The organism is Pseudomonas sp. ICMP 460, from assembly GCF_002723595.1.
In the GTDB taxonomy this organism is placed as follows: Bacteria; Pseudomonadota; Gammaproteobacteria; order Pseudomonadales; family Pseudomonadaceae; genus Aquipseudomonas; species Aquipseudomonas kitaguniensis.
In genome coordinates, this window is record NZ_LKBR01000014.1 from 82,757 (window position 1) to 101,646 (window position 18,890).

Sequence of the window (18,890 nt, forward strand, 5' to 3'; positions counted from 1 at the left end):
CAAAAGCGGGTTTAGAGTACACAGCAGATCTCCTTTCTGTGGGAGCGGGGTTGCTCGCGATGCAGGCACCCCGGGACACCAGGCGCACCGGGTTGAGGCCATCGCGAGCAAGCCCGCTCCCACAGTTTGACCGCCTGCTTTTGAGCTTGAAAAGCCCAGCCCCCCTAAAAGCTGCATTCTGGCCTCAAATTCTACGGCGGCGGTTGAGCTGGGGGATCGCGGTTTGTGGGGTTTCCACACGCTGCGTTGAGGTCAGCGTGGCGGCGGCCAGTTGCGCCAGCGTCGGCTGGCTGAACAGCGTGCGCGCATCAACTTCCAACCCGGCCTTGCGCAGCCGCGCCACCAGGTTTACCGCCAGTAACGAGTGACCACCGAGTTCGAAGAAGTGGTCGTGGCGCCCTACCCGCTCAAGCTTCAAGACGTCGGCCCAGATACCGCACATCAGATTTTCCACCGGCCCTATCGGCGCCTCGTAGGCACGGCTGACGACCGACTCCACACCCGGCGCCGGCAGTGCCTTGCGGTCGAGTTTGCCGGCGGGGTTGAGCGGCAATGCGTCGAGCTGCACAAAGGCCGCGGGCACCATGTATTCCGGCAGTTGCTCCAGCACATGCGCACGCAACGCTTCGAGGCTCGGCACTGCGCCACGCGGGGTGAAGTAAGCAACCAAACGCTCGTCGCGAATCAGCACCGCGACTTCGCGCAACGCTGGATGCGCGGCCAGGCGTGACTCGATTTCGCCGAGCTCCAGGCGCACCCCACGCAGCTTGACCTGGAAGTCATTGCGCCCTAGAAACGCCAGGTTGCCATCCGGCAAGTACCGCACCAGATCGCCGGTGCGATATAACCGGTCACCCTTCACGAAAGGGCTGTCGATAAAGCGCTCGGCGCTCATCTGTTCAAGCCCCAAATAGCCCCGCGCAACACCGACGCCGCCGATGTGCAGTTGGCCGCTGACGCCGATGGGCACCGGCCGGTCGTGTTCGTCCAGCACGTACAGGCGCGTGTTATTGATCGCCCGACCGATCGGCAATTGCAGCGGCGGCACTGGCGCGCCGGGTTCCAGGGTCCAGGCGCTGCTGTCCACCGTCGCCTCAGTGGGGCCGTAGACATTGTGCAAACGCACAGTGGGCAAGCGCGCCTGTACGCCGCGCGCCAGGGTTTCGGTGAGTTCACCGCCGCCGCAGAGTACGTCGGTGAGGCTGGTGCACAGCGCCGACTCGTCCAGCTCAAGAAACTGCTGCAACATCGCTGGCACAAACTTGATCACGCTGATCTGCTGTTCACGAATCACCTGCGCCAGGTAAGCCGGTTCGCGATGGCCATCGGGCCGCGCGAGCACCAGCCGCATGCCATTGGTCAACGGCCAGAACAGTTCCCACACCGAGCCGTCGAAGCTGAACGGCGCGCGTTGCAACAGCGCACCGCCTTCGGCGTCAGGGCACAGTTGAGAGCCCCAGTGCATCAGGTTGCCGAGGCCACGGTGTTCGATCATCACCCCCTTGGGCGTGCCGGTGGAACCCGAGGTGTACATCACGTAGGCCAGGTTGGCGACGCTCAAACCCGGCACCGTTGGGTTGCCGGTGGGCGCCTGGCGCCAGGCGCAGTGGTCGAAGTCGAGCACCGGAATCGACACCTCGCCCGGCACATCGCGGGTGGCCGCGTGTACCAGCAACGCCACGGGTTGGCTGTCTTTAAGCATGTAGGCCAGTCGCTCACGCGGGTAGCCAGGGTCGAGCGGTACATAGGCACCGCCCGCTTTGAGAATACCCAGCAAGCCCACCACCAGATCCAGCCCGCGTTCAACGCACAGCGCCACCCGCGAATCCGGCTGCACCCCGCGCTCGCGCAAGTGGAAGGCCAACTGGTTGGCACGCTCGTTAAGCTCACGGTAGGTCAGTTGCTGCTCGCCGGCCTGCACCGCGACAGCATGCGGAATGTGCCGCGCGTGGGCCTCAAACAGCGCCTGTACGGTGAGGGTTTCGGGGTACTCGGTCGCGGTGGCGTTAAAGTCCAGCAACAGCGTTTTCAATTCGCCGGCGGGCAGCACCTGCACCTCGCGCAAGGGCCGTTGCGGCGCCTGTTCAAGTGCGTGCACCAGGCCGTGCAAGGCCGTGTCGAGGTAGCTCAGCAGCCGCTCGGCACCGACTTGGCGCGGCGCCTTGGCCTTGAGACGAAAGCCACTGGCAATATCATCAACCGTGAGCATCAGCGGGTAGCTGAGGATGTCTTCGCTGCTGAGCAAGGCGATGCCCGGCACCAGGTTCATGTCGGTTTCGGCAGCCGTGTGGCGGTAGTTGAGCAAGCTGTTGAACAGCGGTGAGGCGCCGCTGCAACGCTGGGCCAGCGCCAGCGAGGCTTGTTCATGCGCGAGCAACGCGCTCAGTTGGGCGTGGGTGTCGTTGACTGCATCAAGCACGGTTTGCCCGGCCAGGCGCACGCGCAGCGGCAAGGTATTGATGAACATGCCCAGCGCCCGGTCGGCGCCCTCACCGGCTTGCAAACGCCCAAGCAACACGGTGCCGAACACCACGTCATCGCGGCCTGCGACACGGCTGAGCACCTGCGCCCAGGCCAGGTGAAACAGGCTGGCGGCGCTGACGCCGAAGGCACGCGCCTGTGCCCGCAAGCGTTGGTTGAGGGCGTCACTCAGCGGCTGTTCGAATGCTTGAGTGTCCGCGCGATCGGCCTGACGCTCGTGTAAACCGAAGGCCAGGGTCGGCTCGTCAACGTCGGCCAAGCGCTCACGAAAGAACGCCTCGTGCGCGGCTTGGCGCACCGCGCAGCGGGCCTGCGCAACCACATTGCGATAAGGCACCGGCACCGGCAACTGCGCCTGTTGGCCGAGCAGGTGCGCGCGAATTTCATCCAACAGCAGCGTGGTCGACGTGGCGTCGTTGACCAAGTGATGGAAGCGTAACCTGGCGACCCACCGCTGGTTGTGTGGCTCTTCGGCGTAATCCAGGGCCATCAGCGGCGCTTGGCGCAAGTCCAGCGGTGCAGCCTGTTCACACAGCGCTTCAACACGCAACAACGCTTGGCGCCAGACCACTTGCATTGGCTGCTCAAGGGCGTCCCACACCAGGCTGGTGCGCAGAATATCGTGGCGGTCGATCACCTGTTGCAAGGCGTGGGCAAACGCATCCAATTGCTCGCGGCGCGCAAAACTGAACAGCGCCTGTTGCTGGTACGGGTCACGCTCGTCGGTGATGTGGTGGTAAAGCAAACCTTCCTGCAACGGCGCCAGCGGGTAGATTTCCTGCACATTGGCCGCCCCGCCGGGGATGCCGGCGACGATGCGCGCAAGGCTCGGCGCGTCGAGTTCGGCCAGCGCCAGCATGTCCGGGGTGATAGCGGTGCAACCTGGCGGAATTCGATTGGCCGCAACCTCGACCTCGCTGCCGGCACTCGCCGCGGCCAACGCGGCCAACGTCGGTTGGCCAAACAGCACCTGCACATCGGCTTGCAACCCGGCCTGACGCATGCGTTGCACCAGTTGCACCGCCAGCAGCGAATGCCCGCCGAGTTCGAAAAAATGATCGTGGCGGCCCACCTGTTTAACCTGCAGCAGCTCGGCCCAGATCTGCGCCAGGGTACTTTCCGCACCTTCCAGCGGCGCCTCAAACACGCGCGTCACAAATGCTTGATGGGTGGGTTCAGGCAAGGCCTTGCGGTCGAGTTTGCCGTTGGCGGTCAGCGGCAAAACCTGCAGTTTCACATAGGCCACCGGCAGCATGTAGTCCGGCAACGAGGCTTGCAGATGGGTGCGCAATGCTTCGATATCGACGGGATGCTTTTCGATAAACCAGGCCAGTAACTGCCCCTCGCGATACTGCACCACGGCTTCCGTGACTGCCGGATGGTGTGCCAGCGCGGCTTCGATTTCGCCGAGTTCGATGCGCATGCCACGGATTTTTACCTGGTCGTCGTTACGCCCCAGGTATTCGAGGTTGCCGTCGGGCAGCCAGCGCGCCAAATCGCCGGTGCGGTACAGGCGGCCAGTGCTGAAAGGGTCATCAATAAAGCGCTCGGCGCTCAGTTCGGCGCGGTTCAGGTAACCGCGCGCCACGCCCTTGCCGCCGACGTACAACTCGCCCGCCACACCGATCGGCACCAAGCGTTGTTGTTGATCCAGCAAGTACACCATGGCATTCGCGATAGGCCCGCCGATATGCAGCGGCCGGCCCACCTCGACGCGCCCGGAGGTGGCGACGACCGTGGCCTCGGTTGGGCCATAGTTGTTGATCACCGCAAAGGTCTGCGCCCGGGCGTAAGTGCGCAGGCGGTCGCCGCCGATCAACAAGGTGCGCAGGGTCGGGTGTTGCAGGCGCTGGCTGAAGGCGTACTCGGCCACCGGGGTCGGCAAAAAGCACACATCCAGGGGCTGCGCTTGCCACCAGCTCAGCAGCGCATCGATGTCTTGCGCGTCATCGTGCGCAGGCGGCAGGTGCAGCGTGGCGCCCACGCACAGTGCCGGCCAGACCTCCCAGGCCATCGCATCAAAACCAAAGCCGGCGACGCTGGCAGTGTGGCTGCCCGCGTGCAGGTCGAACGCCTGGCAATGCCAGTCGACCAGATTCGACACAGTGTGATGCTCGACCATCACGCCCTTGGGCAACCCGGTGGAACCGGAGGTGTAGATCACATAGGCGAGGTTGCCCGGCGTGGCCGCCACACGCGGGCTGCCACCGAGGTGAGCGCGCAGGTTGCCGAGCCGAATCACCGGCACATCCAATGCCGGCAAGCGATGCAGCAAGTCGGGTTGGGTCAGCACCACCACCGGTGAACTGTCGTGCAACAGGTAATGCAGGCGCTCGGCGGGATGCGCCGGGTCCACCGGCACATAACAGGCGCCGGACTTGAGCACCGCAAGCAGCCCGACCAACGTGTCGAGGCCGCGTCGGGCCACAATCGCCACCCGGTCATCCGGCTGCACGCCTTGATCCAGCAGCGTATAGGCCAAGGCATTGGCCTGTTGATCCAGCTCGGTGTAGGTCAGTTGTTGGCCTTGGTACACGGCCGCCACGGCCTGCGGTGTGCGCGCGGCTTGCGCTTCAATTCGCGCGTGCAGGGTGTGCACGCTGGCAGGCGCTTGCGCGGTGGTATTCCAGCGCTGAAGTTGCGCCAGTTCGGCAGGTGTCACCAGGGAAAATTCAGCGACGGTCAACCCGGCATCTGCCAGCCCCTGTTCCAGCAGCCACGTGAAACGCTGCGCCAACGCCTGCACCTCGTCGTGCTGAAAATACGCCTCGTTGTACACGCAATGCAGGCTCGCGGTGCCCTGGCACGGGTTGCTGCGCAGGTGGATGGCAATCGGCAGCGTTTCATGGTGGTTGGACACCTTGATCGCCCGTGCCTGCACCTGGCCAAAACGCAGGTCATGCTCGTCCTGCTCAAACGATACCGACAGGTCGAACAACTGGCTGCGAGCGGTTCGGCGCAGGCCCAGCTCACGATTCATCTCGCTCAACGGGTAACGCTGGTGGCGGAAATCCTGCTTGAGCTGGTCGCGCACACCGCGCACCAGCTCGCCGAAGGTCAACTGTTCCGGGCACTGAAACCGCACCGCACTGACCTGAGTGAACAAGCCCACCGTGGCGCGAAACTGTGCGTTGGACCGGTTGAGAATCGGCAGCCCCACCACCCATTCATCACGCTGGCTGGTACGCGTGAAATACACCGACAGCGCTGCCAGCAACACATGAAAAGCCGAGGCCTGGTAACGGCCGGCCAATGCTTGCATGCGCTGGAGCAACTCCACCGGAAACGCTTGCACCAGGCTGTTGCTCGACGCCTGCGCGTTGTGCCGCGGGGTTAACAACGGCTCGGGCAACACCTGGTATTTGTCCAGCCAGTAGGCACGGTCACTGGCGTAACGCGCGGATTGCGAATAGCGCTGGTCAGTGTCGATAAAGTCGACATAAGACGGCGCCAGCGGCTGCGGTGGCAGGCCTTGTTCAAGCTCGGTGTAGAGGCATGCGAGCGACTGCAGCATCTGGCCAAAGCCCCAGCCATCGAGGATCAGGTGATGGGCCTGGGTGCCGAGGCGGTAATGGTCCTCGGCGAGCTTGACCAGAAAAAAGCCAAACAACGGCTCACCCGCCATCGCATAGGGCCGCGCCATGTGCGCGTGCATCAACGCCTGGGTGGCGGCTGACGGGTCTGGCAGCGCGGAAAAATCATGCACGGGGACCTGCGCCGCCAACATGGTGGCGAAGCTTTGCCGCGGCAAACCATCGGCATCGCTGTGCAGTTGAGTGCGCAACGCATCGTGCCTGGCCACCAACCGCTCGACGGCGCGCTGGATCAGTTCCGGCACCACGGCGCCGGCGAAATCCACATAGCCGCCAATGTTGTACAGCGGCGAATCGCCCACACGCAGTTGGTCAAGCCAGATGTCGTGTTGGGCGGCAGTGAGGGGGAAGCGGGTCGGCAGGCAGTCGGGATGCGTCATAAGATCCTTCTCATGGGTGTCAGGCTCTGGCCGCGCAGGGTGACCCATTACGACGAAATTGGCGGATTTGAGCATGCCGACCAACACCTGTCTGTCACCCGAAACCCGGACAGGTGACCGGCACAAACGGGCTTGGCTGAAGGTTCACTGCTGAAACGATTAAATGAATGTAAGAGATTGGCTACATTTGGCCGATGTCGATGCCAAACCAACTACCCTACGCGAGTAGAAAATTTATATTTATCAGCAATTTAACCGATATCAGTGACTATCCTGCACCTACCGCCAAGCGAATAGTCTGTAAGAAACGTCGAATTAATGACGCGGTTTTTATGGCAGTTTGTGTCCCTTGATTCCGCTACATACGTAGGATGAATCGCTATGGCTAAATGATTTTCAAACGCCGCGTTGCGTTTAAGGTGCACGGATAGCCCGCTACAGACCCAGGGCGTCCATCGACTTTTTTCGAGATCAATGAGATGGCTATGAGTCTGACGCTTAATATTGGCAACACACAGAGCCCGCACTTCTATGCAGAACTGGGCGAACTGATTTCAACCAGTGGTCACGAGAACTTCGCTGCCCACATGTTGCATCTGGTCGAAAAGTGGGTGCCGATTCATTTGGTAGACCTCAGCGAATGGACCCTTGATGACCTGCGCGACAGCGTGCGGGATATTAAGCTGTTGGGCAGCGCAGGGCTGCAAAGCGGCCTGTCCGCGCCGCAGACGCTGCACCCGCTGAAGGACCACCCGCTGCTGCACGAGATGCTGCACATGCAGGACCCGTTGCTGATCCAGATGAAGGCCAAAGCCGACAGCGCACACCCGCTTGGCAGCTCGCACCAGTGCAACCTGGTGTCGCGCCAGGGCAATCGACGCTGCGTGATTTCGCTCTACCGCCTACCCTCCCAGCAAAGCTTCTCGCTGGTTGAGTTATCGTTTCTCAAAAGCCTGTCGGAGACGCTGTTACCGCTGATGGAGCGGCATGCGCAGATCCTGCGCCATTCGCCGCATACCGACACCGAGCCGGCGCTCAACGTGTTGGAGCAATCGCAGTTACAGCGCGAGTTCTACAAGCGTTTGTCGCTCAGCGAGATCACCCTGTCGGCGCGCGAGCAGGAAGTGTGCCTGGGCCTGCTAACCGGCGGCACCGTGCCGCAGATGGCGGAAAAACTCAGCGTCAAGAACAGCTCGATTGAAACCTACCTGAAACGCGCCGCGGCTAAATTGGGTGTGAGCGGGCGACATGGTTTGGCCAAATGGATGGTGGGCGTGTGATTAAAAACTGTGGCGAGCGGGCTTGCTCGCCACAGAAAGCCCAGTTGCCATAGAAAGGCCGCTTGCCAAACAAACCCGCGACTAGCCGTCAGCGCTCTTCCAGTCGGTCGCGCAAAAACCGGTGGCTCTTGGAAAACAGCCGCCGATACGTGAGCAGCACCGCGCCCACGGTGCCCAGCGCCGACGACGCAGCGATCAGAAACATGATCACGATCTGATAGCGTACTGCATCCACCGGGCTCTCCCCTGCCAGCACCTGGCCGGTCATCATGCCTGGCAAACTGACGATGCCCACCACCGTCATCTGGTTCAGCGTCGGAATCATCCCGGCGCGTACCGCCTGGCGGATCGCTTCCTGCGCCGCTTCCCAGCGAGAACCGCCGAGCGCCAGGATCATCTCGATGGTGTTGCGGCCCGAGGTCAGTTCCTGGGTCATGCGCTCAATGCCCAACGACACGCCGGTCAGGGTGTTGCCGAGGATCATCCCCAAAATCGGGATCGCGTACTGCGGCTCGTACCACGGATGGATGCGGATCACCGCAAGCAACCCGACCGCGGTGACCAGCCACGAACTGCCCCACACCGATACAATACTGTCCACACGTTGCCCGTGATAAGTCCGGCGCCCGCGCCCTGCCGCCGAGAGGCCGGCAATCAAGGTCATCGCACACATCAGCGGCAGCACCACGTACCAATAGGCGAACTCGAACACCCAACCCAGCAAGTAACCGATGGCCAGCAGTTGCACCACGGTGCGCACCGCTGCCCACAACAATTGGCGCCCCAACCCAAGTCGCAACAGCAGCGACAGCGCGCCGTTGACCAGAATCAGTGAAGCGGCGATGCCCATGTCGAGCGCCGTGAGGTTTTGATAATTCATCGCGGGTCTGCTCCGCTCAACACACCGGCAGCCATCTGAAGGTGGATCGTGCTCATTCGCTGAGCCTGATCCAGGTCATGCGAGACCCAGATAAAAGCACGCGCGGCATCGCCGGCAAACCACGCTTCGATCAGTGCCTCGACCTCGCGCGACGACGCCGGGTCCAGGGCTGCGGTGGGTTCGTCGAGCAACAGCACTTCGGGGTTCAGTTGCAACGTGCGAATCAGCGAAACCACCTGCGACTCGCCGCCCGACAGGTCACCCGCATTTTTCGCCAAAAAGTCCGGGGTTTTACCGGCATGCCCGAGCAACGCGGTGACCGCCGGCAGATCGAAACTGCGCTGGCGCAAGGTCTTGAGGCCAAACGGGAAACGCAGATTATCTTGCACCGAGCCCTCAATCAGCGCGGGGCGCTGCGACAGGTAACTGATGTGGCTCCGATAGTGCGGAATCTGTGCATTCACGATTGGCTGGTTATTCCACAGAATCTGCCCGCCGCTTGGTGTATCCAACAGCGCCAGCGCACGCAAAAACACACTTTTGCCGGAGCCGGAGGAACCGGTGATCGACACGCGATCGGCGCGGTTCAAGGTGAAATCGGTGGGCTGCAGCAACGCCACCTGGCGACGCTCATCGCTGCGCGTGAGGGCGCGGGTTTCTATCAGTGCGCTCATGGACGCGATGTTCCTCTTGGTCATGTCGGGCGTAATGGTGCGGCAGGCGCGGCAAGATTTCATGAAAAAATTCAAACTATCGCCACCCACGTCGTTCACACCTTCACGTGTAACGTAAAAGTAGGAGACGACATGCAATACCGACAACTGGGCCATTCGGGCCTGCTGGTATCCGAAATTATCCTCGGCACCGTGCCCTTTGGCGGTCGCGCCGAGTTCGAAAAATGCGGTTCGGTGGACGTGCCTCAGGCCAAGCGCATGTTCGATATCGCGTTCGACGCCGGGGTGAATATGGTCGACACCGCCGACCTCTACTCCCACGGCCTGGCCGAAGAAGTGGTCGGCAAAGCCTTGGGCGACAAGCGCCACGACATCCTGCTGGCCACCAAGGGCCGCAGCCCGGTGGATAAAAACCCGAACAACTCAGGCTCGTCGCGCTACCACCTTATCCGTGCCTGCGAAGCCAGTTTGAAGCGCTTGGGCACCGACCACATCGACCTCTACCAACTGCATAACTGGGACGGCATGACGCCGATCGAGGAGACGCTCGAAGCCCTGCGGCTGTTGGTCGGCTCGGGTAAAATTCGCTACTTCGGCACCAGCAACTTTACTGCCTGGCAGATGATGAAAACCTTGGGTAAAGCCGAGCTGCACGGCATGCTCAAACCGATTACCCAACAGATTTACTACACGCCGGAATCGCGTGAAGCCGAGTACGAGTTGCTGCCGCTGGCGCTGGACCAGTCGGTGGGTACGCTGGTGTGGGGGCCGATGGGCGAAGGTTTGTTGACCGGTTCGACACGTCGCGGGCGCAAGCCGCCGGCGAATACGCGTCAGGGTAGCGGCTGGCCGGAACCCTATGTGCATGATCAGGAGCGCGCGCTGGATATTATCGAGACGCTGGCGGCAGTCGGTGACGAGCACGGTGTTTCGGTGGCGCGTACGTGCCTGGCGTGGCTTAAGGACCGCCCGGGGATTACCTCGTTGATCGTCGGTGCGCGCACTGAAGAACACTTGCGTGACAATTTGGCGGCGACTGAACTGAAGCTTACCGAAGAGCAGTTTGCGCGCATCGAAGCGGTGACGCGCCGTGAGCCGTTGTATCCGTACTGGCATCGCTTTACCGCCGGGATCGACCGTTTTGATCCGGCGGAGCAGCCCTTCCTGGCTGAGCACCAGAAGACCATGGACGCGCGCAAGGACAAATAAGCCCTGAGTGCGAATCTGCCAAACACAGCGGCTCAACCTGTGGGAGCGGGCTTGCTCGCGATAGCGGTGTGTCAGTTAAAAATACGTATCTGACGTATCGCAATCGCGAGCAAGCCCGCTCCCACTGAAGCTCACCTCCAGCAACCCCGGGCCGCGCTATTCGCGCTAAGGCAGCGGATCAAACTTCAGCGCGCTCAAGCTCTGTACCTTGTCCTCACGGACCATCTTGTACTCGGTATTCGGGCCAATCCAGCGGTCCCAGATCGCGTCGATTTCCCCGGCCGTCTCCATCGTCATCAACGCCTGGTTAACCTTGGCCAGAAACGCCGGCTCATCACGGCGCATACCGGCGCCAATCGGCTCCAGCGCCATCGGCTCTTTGGCCAACGCCAATTCCACACCGCCGGCCTTGGCCTGATTGACCAATTTCAGCGCGGTCATGGTGTTAGTGACCAAGCCCACCACTTTGTTCTGTTGCAGGGCCATGTAAGCCGAGCCGGTGTCCTGGAACGTCACCGGGGTAGCGCCAGCCATGCGAATCGACTGCTCGGAGGTGGAGCCTTTGGTCGAGCTGATGCGCTTGTCCTTAAAGAAGCTTTTCGGCTGATCAGCATTCGCCGCGCGCACCACCAGGGTTTCCTTGGCGATGTAATACGGGTCGCTGAACTGGATCTGTTCGGCGCGGGTTTTGGTGTAGGCCAGGTTGGCGAAAATCACGTCGACACGGCCCATTTTTACTTCGGGAATGCGCGCTTCAACCGACAACGGCTTGAGCTCCAGGGCCACGCCCAAGGTCTTCGCCAGGGCTTTGCACAGGTCGACGTCCATGCCCACCAGCTCGCGGGTTTTTGGGTCTGGCGCAGAAAGCGGCGGTACGTCGGCGTACACGCCGCAGCTCAAGGATTGCTTGGCCATGATGTCGCTCAATTGGTCGGCTTGAGCCACCGCGATTGTCAGTGGGCCGAGTGCCAGCGCGGTCAACAGGTGCTTCATACGCATGGTAAATCTCCAGAAAGTTGAACCAGCAAAAGGGCAGAGGGAGCAACGCCGCTGCAGCTCAATGGGCCCGCAGGTCGGCGATAAAACGTTGCGCTCGCGGGTGCGAAGGCTGGCTGAAGAAAGCCTCGGGTGTGCTCTTTTCCAGAATCTGCCCCGCGTCCATAAACCAGATGGTGTCGGCCACTTCGCGGGCGAAGTTCATCTCGTGGGTCACGCACATCATGGTCATGCCGTCCTTGGCCAAGCCTTTCATCACGCTCAGCACTTCACCGACCATTTCCGGGTCGAGTGCGCTGGTCGGTTCGTCGAACAACATCACCGGCGGTTCCATCGCCAAGGCGCGGGCAATCGCCACGCGTTGTTGCTGGCCGCCGGAGAGCTGCGCCGGGTAGGCGCCCGCCTTGTGCGCCAGGCCGACACGGTCGAGCAGTTCCATGGCCTTGGTTTTTGCCGCCGCGCCCTTGAGGTTGCGCAGTTTGTTGGGCGCCAGGGTGATGTTTTCCAGCACTGACAGGTGCGGGAACAGGTTGAAGCTCTGGAACACGAACCCCACACGGCTGCGCAAGCGGTTGATCTGCGCGTCGGTGCCGTGCACGTCCTGGCCGTCGAACAAAATCTGGCCCTTTTGAATGTCTTCCAGGCGGTTGACCGTGCGGATCAAGGTCGACTTGCCCGAGCCCGATGGGCCGCACAGCACCACCACTTCGCCGGGTTGCACTTGCGCCGTGATGTCGGTGAGCGCCTGGTATTCGCCGTACCATTTATTGATGTTCGAAAACATGATCATTGGATGCATGAGCGCAACCCTCTTCAATTATCAGTGGTCAGCAACGGACGGCCGGGCACGGTTTGCCCGCCATCACCCAGGCGCTTGCGCGCAATGCGCTGTTCCACCCAACCGGCCAGACGCGTCAGGCCGAAACACAGCAGGTAGTAGATGATCGCCAGGATAAAAAACACCTGAAACGGCTTGGTCAGCAGTTGGTTGTTGACTTGGTTGGCGGCAAAGGTCACTTCCTGCACGTTGATCACATAGCCCAGTGACGTTTCCTTGATGATCGAGATGAACTGGCTGATCAAGCTGGGCAGCGCGTTGTACAACGCCTGCGGCAAAATCACCCAGAGCGTGGTGCGCACGTAGCCCAGGCCCAAGGCGCGCGAGGCTTCGTACTGGCCGCTCGGCAAGGCCTGAATGCCGCCGCGAATGATTTCGCAGAGGTAGGCGCTTTGGTAAATCACCAGCGTGCAGAGCATGGTCATGAACCCGGTGATGTTATGACCGATCAGCAACGGCACCAGGAAGTAGGTCCAGAAGATCACCATCAGCAACGGGATACCGCGCAAGATGTAGACCCACACCGTGGCGAACAGGTAGAGGCTTTTCCACGGCGAGACCCGCGCCAACGCCAACAGCAAACCGAACGGGAACGCCAGCAACAACGCCAGCGCCGCCAAAATCAACGTACTCGCCAGGCCGCCCAACGGCCCGTGCGGGTATTGGCCGATCAGCAACAGCGTCCAGTTTTGCTGGACTATCGCAAACATATCGAACATGGCCGTCTACCTCGCCAGGGCTTTGCTGAAGTGCCGGGCGAGCAACGCGCCGGCGCCCATCAGCAGCAGTGAAAACACCAGGTAGAACAGCGTGGCCACCAGGTACGACTCAAAGGTGCGGAACGTGTAGTTCTCGACTTCGCGGGTGGCGTAGGTCAGTTCCATCACGCCGATGGCCATCGCCAGGCTGGTGTTCTTGAACAACAGCACGGTGTGGTTGATCAGCGACGGCAGGCAATTGCGCACGCCTTGCGGCAGGATCACATAGCGCATCGAGCGCACGTAACCGAGGCCCAACGCCCTTGACGCTTCGGTCTGCCCGGCGGGAATCGCGCGCAGGCCGCTGCGAATGTCTTCACAGAAGTACGCGCCCTGGCACAGCCCCAAGGCAATCACCGAGAACAGGTATTCAGTGTTGTGGTTGGCCAGCCACAACTGCGCAGACTCGCTGAGCAGCGTCGGCACGCCGAAGTACCACAGCATCAATTGCACCAGGGTCGGCACATTGCGGTGGTAGGACACGTACCCCGCCACCAGGCGGTCGGCGAGTTTATTGCCGGTCAGGCGCACCGTCACCAGTGTCAGCGCCAGCACCATCGCCAGCAGCCAAGCGAATAACGCCAGCTGCAAGGTCATTTCGATGCCCTTGACGATCAGCTCGGCATATTCGCCCTGCATGATCGCGGCCAAATCGAAGTCTTGCTTCATGGTCAATCCCTATCGGCATTGGGCTAGGGCAGAAAATAAAATCACCCGGCGTGGCCGTGGCGGGGGTGCAGCGCTGACGGATCAATCCGTTCTTTTAAAGCGGCGGGTAGTCAGCCCTGGTAGTCCTGTGGCCGTGCGGTCGAAAGCCCGCCCGGTACTTGCAAGGTCGGGGTGATTTCCATGTGGCCGATGTTGACGGCAATCGGCGCGGCAATCGCAAAGGCAATGGCGTTGGCGATGTCTTCGGCCTGCGGTAATTCAAACCCTTCGACGAAGCGCTTGTAGGTCTCTTCGGAATCGCCGTGCACATGCGCGAAAATATCCGTGGCGACACGCCCGGGGCAGATCTCGGTAACTCGCACGCGCTTGCCGAACGCATCAATGCGCAACTGGCGCGAGAGCATGCTCACCGCCGCCTTGGTCGCGTGATAGGTGGAGTTGCCGCCAAAGTTGTAGGCCGCTGCAATCGAGCTGATGTTGATGATGTGCCCACAGTCGCGCTCGACCATGCCCGGCAAGGCCAGGCGCGCCAGGTGCAGCACGGCGCGCAAGTTGACGTCGATCAGCAGGTCGATACCGGCGGCATCGGCCTTGAGCAACGAGCCTGGTTTGTCGACACCGGCGTTGTTGACCAGGATGTCGAAGCGCTGTTCGGCGAACAGCCGGGTCAGGCCAGCCAGGTCGGTTACGTCAATCGCGTGGGCGATGCAGCCGGTTTTCGCCGCGAGTGCCTGCAACTTGTCGGCGCTGCGGGCCAGCGCATGCACCTGCACGCCTTCCTGGCACAGACGTTCGACGACGGCGGCGCCGATGCCGGAGGAGGCCCCGGTGACCAGCGCGGTTTTGTAGTCGGAAAATGGCATGGAGAAATCCTTGTGCTACGGGTGATGGTTCGACTGTATCCAGCCTTCAGGCGCTGGACCAAGACGCAATGGTTGTGTGGCGATAAGGCCTGCTTATGACGCGGCCAACAGCTGCGAAATCGGCGTAATCTGCCCGCCCAGTTGCTCGATTTCCTGGCGAATGGTACGCGCCAGCTCAACCGCGCCGGGGGTGTCGCCGTGCAGCAGAATCGACTGGGCCGGGACCTTCAGCAGCTTGCCGCTGAGGGCGGTCACGCTGCCCTCCTCCAGCAACTGCCGCACCCGGCGCAGCACCGCCGCGGGTTGCTTGATCACCGAGCCTTCGACGGAGCGCGGCACCAGCAAGCAGTCATCGTCATAGGCGCGGTCGGCGAGAAACGTGGTCGCCACGCGCAAGCCGCATTTATCCGCCGCGCCTTCGATGGCACGGCTGCTTGAAGAGCTGATGATCAGCCTGGGGTCAAACGCCGCCACCGCGCGCACCAACGGCTCGGCCAGCGCGGCGTCGGCAGCGGCCATATTGCCCAGCGCGCCGTGGAAACTCATGTGGGTCATGCGATGGCCGTTGACCGCCGCGATGCCCGCCAGCGCACCCAGTTGGTAAATCACACAGGCGACCAATTCCTTGATCTCGATGTTCATCTGCCGACGGCCGAAGCCCACCAGGTCCGGGAAGCCGACATGCGCGCCCACATCAATGCCACAGGTTTTGGCCAGGCGCACCGTGTTGTGCATGATCAAGGGGTCACCGGCGTGGAAACCGCAGGCGACGTTGGCGGACGAAACCAGACTGATCAGCGCTTCGTCTTCGCCCATGCACCACGGGCCAAAGCCCTCGCCGAGGTCGGCGTTCAAATCAATTTTCATGGCTGACGCTCCAGGCCCATAAAGGCTTCGCCATAACCCACGGTGCTGCCACACGGCAGGCGTACATCGACCACCCGCGCCGCGTAAGGGCTGCGCTGTGGCAACAGCAACTCGCCCACTTGCAACAGCGCGACCAGTTGACCAGCCTTGATGTGGTCACCCACGGCCACCCACGGTTCGCTGAGTTGCGGAGGAGTCAGCAGCAAACGGCCAAGGCCGGTGGTTCGCAGCACGTCGGGTTCAATCGCAACGGGCGCAGGCGCCGCCGCCCCGCTGCTTTCGGCCGAAACACTGCGTTTGAGCGCCAGGTGCACGCCCGGTCGGCTCAGCTCGGCGCCGGCCAAATGGTGTTCCTTGAGCCACTGCGCCAGTTGGCGAATTTCGTCGATGTTCATGCGTTAACTCCCTCACGGTGCAGGCCCACCAGGCGGCTGACTTCGCGCAGGTAACGGCGATTGGTTTGCAGCGCCTCGACGGCTTCACCGTAGCTGCACTCGACAAAGCGCACGGTGCTGCCGATGGGCGCCTGGCCCAGCCGCCACAGGTCGGCCTCGATCACGCTGCCGAACTTGGGGTAACCGCCGCTGGGTTGGGCGTCGCGCATCTGGATAATCGGCTGGCCACCGTGCGGCACCTGGATAACGCCCGGCACGATGCCGTGCGAGCGAATTTCCATGGGCGCCACAGGCAGCAGCGGCTCACCTTGCAGCCGGTAGCCGTAGCGATTGCTCTGGGTGGTGATCTTCCACTCACCGGCCCAAAAGGCTGCACGCGAGGCGGGCTGAAAACGTTCATATTCGGCGGCCGGCAGCACGCGCATGGCGGGCACTCCATCCACCTGCAAGGGCAGCGCCAAACTGGGTGCCAACACCCCAAAGTCCAACGCCAATGGGCTGATGCCAGGGCGTAACGCCGCCAGCCGATCACCTTGCTGCAGCGCGCGGCCGTCCAGTCCACCAAACTCGCCGCGCAGTTGCGTGCTGCGGGAGCCGAGCACCATCGGCACATCCACGCCTCCGGCCAGGCACAGGTAAGCGCGGCTACCTGACGTGGGGTAACCGAGGCTCAACACCTGACCTTCGAGGCCCTGATACACCCAGTTCGGCAGCAGCGGCTGGCCGTCGAGGGTGGCGTCGCACACGGCGCCGGTCACGGCGAACGCGCAGTCCTGCAACAGCCCCACGTCGAACGGAAACAGCGGTATTTCAATTGCGGCGGCGTCTTCGGGGTTTGCCAATAACACATTGCCCAAGGCCAGCGCCAACGGGTCCATCGCACCCGAAGTACCCACGCCGTAACCCAGGCTGCCGAAGCGGCCGAAGTCCTGCACAGTGGCCAGGGCGGTGGCCGATAGAATCTCGATCATCGAATGATCCTCTCGATGCGCAAGCGCAGGAAATCGCCTGGCCGCAGGATGGCTGGCGGGGTTTGGGCGGGGTCAAAAAAAGCCATTTCGGTACGCCCGATGGTGTTCCAGCCACTCGGGCCTGCCGACGCAGACACGCCGGTTTGTACGCCGCCAATCGACACCGAACCGGCGCCGATATTCAGCACCGGCACTTGGCGGCGCGGCGTGGCCAGGCGTGGGTCCATGCCGCCGAGGTAGCAGTAACCGGGGTGGCTGCCGAGTGCATAAACCGGGTACAACGGTTCGCAGTGCAGGTTGGCAATGGTCTCGATGTCCAGCCCGGTGTGGGCGACCACATCGGCCATGTGCGGGCCGAACTCGCCGCCATACACCACCGGCAGCTCGACGATACGCCCTTGCAGCGGCAGCGGCTGGCTGTGTTCCCACGCCTGCAAGAGGCGGTCGCAGAGTGCATCCAGCTCGCGCGGCGGCGTGAGAAACGTCAGCATCAAGTTATTCATGCCGGGGACGGCTTCACGAATTTCCGGCCATTCGCCGGCCAGTAAAGCCAGGCTCCAGATGCGCTGTTGCGGGGCCAGGTCGAGTTCGCCCGGCGCTTCGAACAGCAAGGCGCTGGAGCCCAACAGGCTGATGGTCGGGCCAGCGTGCCGATCGGCAGTGCTCATGTTGGACTCCTTTGCTGTAACCAGCGCTCCAGGTGATGAATGTCGACACCGCCGGCGCAAAAGGCCGGGTCGTCAAGAATGTCGCGGTGCAGCGCGATATTGGTGCTGATGCCCTCCACACGCATTTCGCTCAAGGCCAGGCGCATGCGCGCCATGGCTTCTTCGCGCGTGGCGCCATGCGTGATGACTTTGGCCACCATCGAGTCGTAATACGGCGGCACGCGATAGCCGGTGGTGACATGCGAATCAACGCGCACACCAAAGCCGCCCGGCACTTCCCAGCGCTGGATAAGGCCCGGTGTCGGCATAAAGGTGTTCGGGTCTTCGGCGTTGATGCGGCACTCCAGCGAGTGCCCGTTAAGCTGCACATCCTGCTGGCGCAGGCTCAGCACCTCACCACGCGCCATGCGCAATTGTTGCTGAACAATATCGATGCCGGTGGTCATCTCCGTGACCGGGTGTTCCACCTGCAGGCGCGTATTCATCTCGATAAAAAAGAATTCGCCGTCCTCATACAGAAACTCAAAGGTGCCCACGCCGCGATAGCCGATCTGCCGGCACGCTTCGGCGCAGCGTTCGCCGACCTTGGCGATCAGCGCAGGATCAATACCCGGTGCCGGGGCTTCTTCCAGCACTTTTTGATGTCGGCGTTGCAGCGAGCAATCACGGCAACCCAGCCAGATCGCATGGCCATGGGCATCGCACAGCACCTGGATTTCCACGTGCCGAGGGTGGCCGAGGAATTTCTCGATATACAGCTCCGGGTTGCCAAACGCCAGGCGCGCTTCTTCACGCGTGAGGCCGATGGCGGCGAGCAAGTCGGCCGCTTCGTGCACCACGCGCATGCCGCGACCGCCGCCACCACCCGCCGCCTTGACGATCACCGGGTAGCCGATTTCAGCGGCAATCGCGAGGATGCTCGCATCGTCGTTCGGCATGCTTGAGTCCGGCCCCGGCACGCACGGCACACCGGCTTCACGCATGGCGCGCTTGGCAGCGACTTTGTCGCCCATGGTGCGAATGCAGGCAGCGCTCGGGCCGATAAACGTCAGGCCCGCCGCTTCAATGCGCTCGGCAAACCCGGCGTTTTCCGAGAGAAACCCGTAACCCGGATGAATCGCCTGCGCGCCGCTGACCTTCGCGGCAAACAGCAACGCCGTCTGGTTCAGGTAGCTCAGGCCGGGTGCGGCGGGGCCGATGCACAGCGACTCGTCGGCGTTTTGCACATACTGCGCGTGGCGGTCCGCCTCGGAGTGCACGGCCACGGTCTTGATGCCCAGGCCATGGCAGGCACGCTGAATGCGCAGGGCGATTTCGCCACGGTTGGCGATCAGCACTTTATCGAACATTGTAGTCACCTGAATAACC

15 protein-coding genes are annotated in these 18,890 nt (G+C 62.2%); 2 read left to right on the forward strand and 13 right to left on the reverse strand.

Translation table 11 applies throughout. From position 1 onward, the window contains the following. Nucleotides 1-184: 184 nt before the first annotated feature. Entirely contained in the window at nucleotides 185-6,454 is a 6,270-nt protein-coding gene (locus AO240_RS12490; RefSeq protein WP_177445817.1) for a non-ribosomal peptide synthetase, read from the reverse strand. Nucleotides 6,455-6,939: 485 nt separating this feature from the next. Between AO240_RS12490 and AO240_RS12495 the strand changes: the two genes are divergently transcribed. Next, nucleotides 6,940-7,734, forward strand: coding sequence for a helix-turn-helix transcriptional regulator (locus AO240_RS12495; RefSeq protein ID WP_099236740.1), 795 nt, complete (start codon nucleotides 6,940-6,942; stop codon nucleotides 7,732-7,734). An 88-nt stretch (nucleotides 7,735-7,822) separates the two neighbouring features. Here AO240_RS12495 and fetB read toward each other — a convergent pair whose 3' ends face one another. Next, entirely contained in the window at nucleotides 7,823-8,614 is a 792-nt protein-coding gene (gene fetB / locus AO240_RS12500; protein ID WP_099236741.1) for an iron export ABC transporter permease subunit FetB, read from the reverse strand. After that, nucleotides 8,611-9,288, reverse strand: coding sequence for an ATP-binding cassette domain-containing protein (locus AO240_RS12505; RefSeq protein WP_099236742.1), 678 nt, complete (start codon nucleotides 9,286-9,288; stop codon nucleotides 8,611-8,613). Before AO240_RS12505 ends, fetB begins: the two co-directional genes overlap by 4 nt. Before the next feature lie 132 nt (nucleotides 9,289-9,420). On the opposite strand from AO240_RS12505, the gene AO240_RS12510 reads away from it, so the two are divergent. Then, nucleotides 9,421-10,497: an aldo/keto reductase gene (locus AO240_RS12510; protein ID WP_099236743.1), complete on the forward strand. Its 1,077-nt coding sequence runs from the start codon at nucleotides 9,421-9,423 to the stop codon at nucleotides 10,495-10,497. Nucleotides 10,498-10,662: 165 nt separating this feature from the next. Here the strand turns inward: AO240_RS12510 and AO240_RS12515 are convergent, their stop codons facing one another. The 10 genes from AO240_RS12515 to accC form a co-directional block, all read right to left on the reverse strand. Beyond that, complete coding sequence (locus AO240_RS12515) at nucleotides 10,663-11,496, reverse strand: ABC transporter substrate-binding protein (protein WP_099236744.1); 834 nt, start codon at nucleotides 11,494-11,496, stop codon at nucleotides 10,663-10,665. A 58-nt stretch (nucleotides 11,497-11,554) separates the two neighbouring features. Further along, on the reverse strand, nucleotides 11,555-12,283 hold the full coding sequence (locus tag AO240_RS12520; protein ID WP_177445818.1) for an amino acid ABC transporter ATP-binding protein: 729 nt from the start codon (nucleotides 12,281-12,283) through the stop codon (nucleotides 11,555-11,557). Between the two features lie 23 nt (nucleotides 12,284-12,306). After that, the gene (locus AO240_RS12525) at nucleotides 12,307-13,050 is read right to left on the reverse strand and encodes an amino acid ABC transporter permease (RefSeq protein ID WP_058412811.1); all 744 of its coding nucleotides are present in this window, start codon (nucleotides 13,048-13,050) and stop codon (nucleotides 12,307-12,309) included. Nucleotides 13,051-13,056: 6 nt separating this feature from the next. Then, a complete protein-coding gene (locus AO240_RS12530; protein ID WP_058412812.1) occupies nucleotides 13,057-13,758 on the reverse strand; it encodes an amino acid ABC transporter permease in 702 nt (233 codons plus the stop codon). A gap of 110 nt (nucleotides 13,759-13,868) precedes the next feature. Further along, a complete protein-coding gene (locus AO240_RS12535) occupies nucleotides 13,869-14,621 on the reverse strand; it encodes an SDR family oxidoreductase (RefSeq protein WP_058412813.1) in 753 nt (250 codons plus the stop codon). 93 nt (nucleotides 14,622-14,714) lie between these two features. Further along, nucleotides 14,715-15,488 (reverse strand): LamB/YcsF family protein, encoded by a 774-nt coding sequence (locus AO240_RS12540; RefSeq protein WP_099236746.1) that lies wholly within the window; start codon nucleotides 15,486-15,488, stop codon nucleotides 14,715-14,717. Next, the gene (locus tag AO240_RS12545; protein ID WP_099236747.1) at nucleotides 15,485-15,883 is read right to left on the reverse strand and encodes a hypothetical protein; all 399 of its coding nucleotides are present in this window, start codon (nucleotides 15,881-15,883) and stop codon (nucleotides 15,485-15,487) included. Before AO240_RS12545 ends, AO240_RS12540 begins: the two co-directional genes overlap by 4 nt. Then, nucleotides 15,880-16,854, reverse strand: coding sequence for a biotin-dependent carboxyltransferase family protein (locus AO240_RS12550; protein ID WP_099236748.1), 975 nt, complete (start codon nucleotides 16,852-16,854; stop codon nucleotides 15,880-15,882). The genes AO240_RS12545 and AO240_RS12550 overlap by 4 nt, the downstream gene beginning before the upstream one ends. Then, nucleotides 16,851-17,522, reverse strand: coding sequence for a 5-oxoprolinase subunit PxpB (gene pxpB, locus AO240_RS12555; protein WP_099236749.1), 672 nt, complete (start codon nucleotides 17,520-17,522; stop codon nucleotides 16,851-16,853). Before pxpB ends, AO240_RS12550 begins: the two co-directional genes overlap by 4 nt. Next, nucleotides 17,519-18,871 carry an acetyl-CoA carboxylase biotin carboxylase subunit gene (gene accC, locus AO240_RS12560; RefSeq protein ID WP_099236750.1) on the reverse strand — a complete coding sequence of 451 codons (1,353 nt, stop codon included), beginning with the start codon at nucleotides 18,869-18,871 and terminating at the stop codon, nucleotides 17,519-17,521. Before accC ends, pxpB begins: the two co-directional genes overlap by 4 nt. Nucleotides 18,872-18,890: the final 19 nt, after the last annotated feature.

Bases quoted from the DNA above. Each gene is read 5' to 3' on its own strand.
- AO240_RS12490 (WP_177445817.1), bottom strand. From the start codon at position 6,454: ATGACGCATCCCGACTGCCTGCCGACCCGCTTCCCCCTCACTGCCGCC.
- AO240_RS12495 (WP_099236740.1), top strand. From the start codon at position 6,940: ATGAGTCTGACGCTTAATATTGGCAACACACAGAGCCCGCACTTCTAT.
- fetB (WP_099236741.1), bottom strand. From the start codon at position 8,614: ATGAATTATCAAAACCTCACGGCGCTCGACATGGGCATCGCCGCTTCA.
- AO240_RS12505 (WP_099236742.1), bottom strand. From the start codon at position 9,288: ATGAGCGCACTGATAGAAACCCGCGCCCTCACGCGCAGCGATGAGCGT.
- AO240_RS12510 (WP_099236743.1), top strand. From the start codon at position 9,421: ATGCAATACCGACAACTGGGCCATTCGGGCCTGCTGGTATCCGAAATT.
- AO240_RS12515 (WP_099236744.1), bottom strand. From the start codon at position 11,496: ATGCGTATGAAGCACCTGTTGACCGCGCTGGCACTCGGCCCACTGACA.
- AO240_RS12520 (WP_177445818.1), bottom strand. From the start codon at position 12,283: ATGATCATGTTTTCGAACATCAATAAATGGTACGGCGAATACCAGGCG.
- AO240_RS12525 (WP_058412811.1), bottom strand. From the start codon at position 13,050: ATGTTCGATATGTTTGCGATAGTCCAGCAAAACTGGACGCTGTTGCTG.
- AO240_RS12530 (WP_058412812.1), bottom strand. From the start codon at position 13,758: ATGAAGCAAGACTTCGATTTGGCCGCGATCATGCAGGGCGAATATGCC.
- AO240_RS12535 (WP_058412813.1), bottom strand. From the start codon at position 14,621: ATGCCATTTTCCGACTACAAAACCGCGCTGGTCACCGGGGCCTCCTCC.
- AO240_RS12540 (WP_099236746.1), bottom strand. From the start codon at position 15,488: ATGAAAATTGATTTGAACGCCGACCTCGGCGAGGGCTTTGGCCCGTGG.
- AO240_RS12545 (WP_099236747.1), bottom strand. From the start codon at position 15,883: ATGAACATCGACGAAATTCGCCAACTGGCGCAGTGGCTCAAGGAACAC.
- AO240_RS12550 (WP_099236748.1), bottom strand. From the start codon at position 16,854: ATGATCGAGATTCTATCGGCCACCGCCCTGGCCACTGTGCAGGACTTC.
- pxpB (WP_099236749.1), bottom strand. From the start codon at position 17,522: ATGAGCACTGCCGATCGGCACGCTGGCCCGACCATCAGCCTGTTGGGC.
- accC (WP_099236750.1), bottom strand. From the start codon at position 18,871: ATGTTCGATAAAGTGCTGATCGCCAACCGTGGCGAAATCGCCCTGCGC.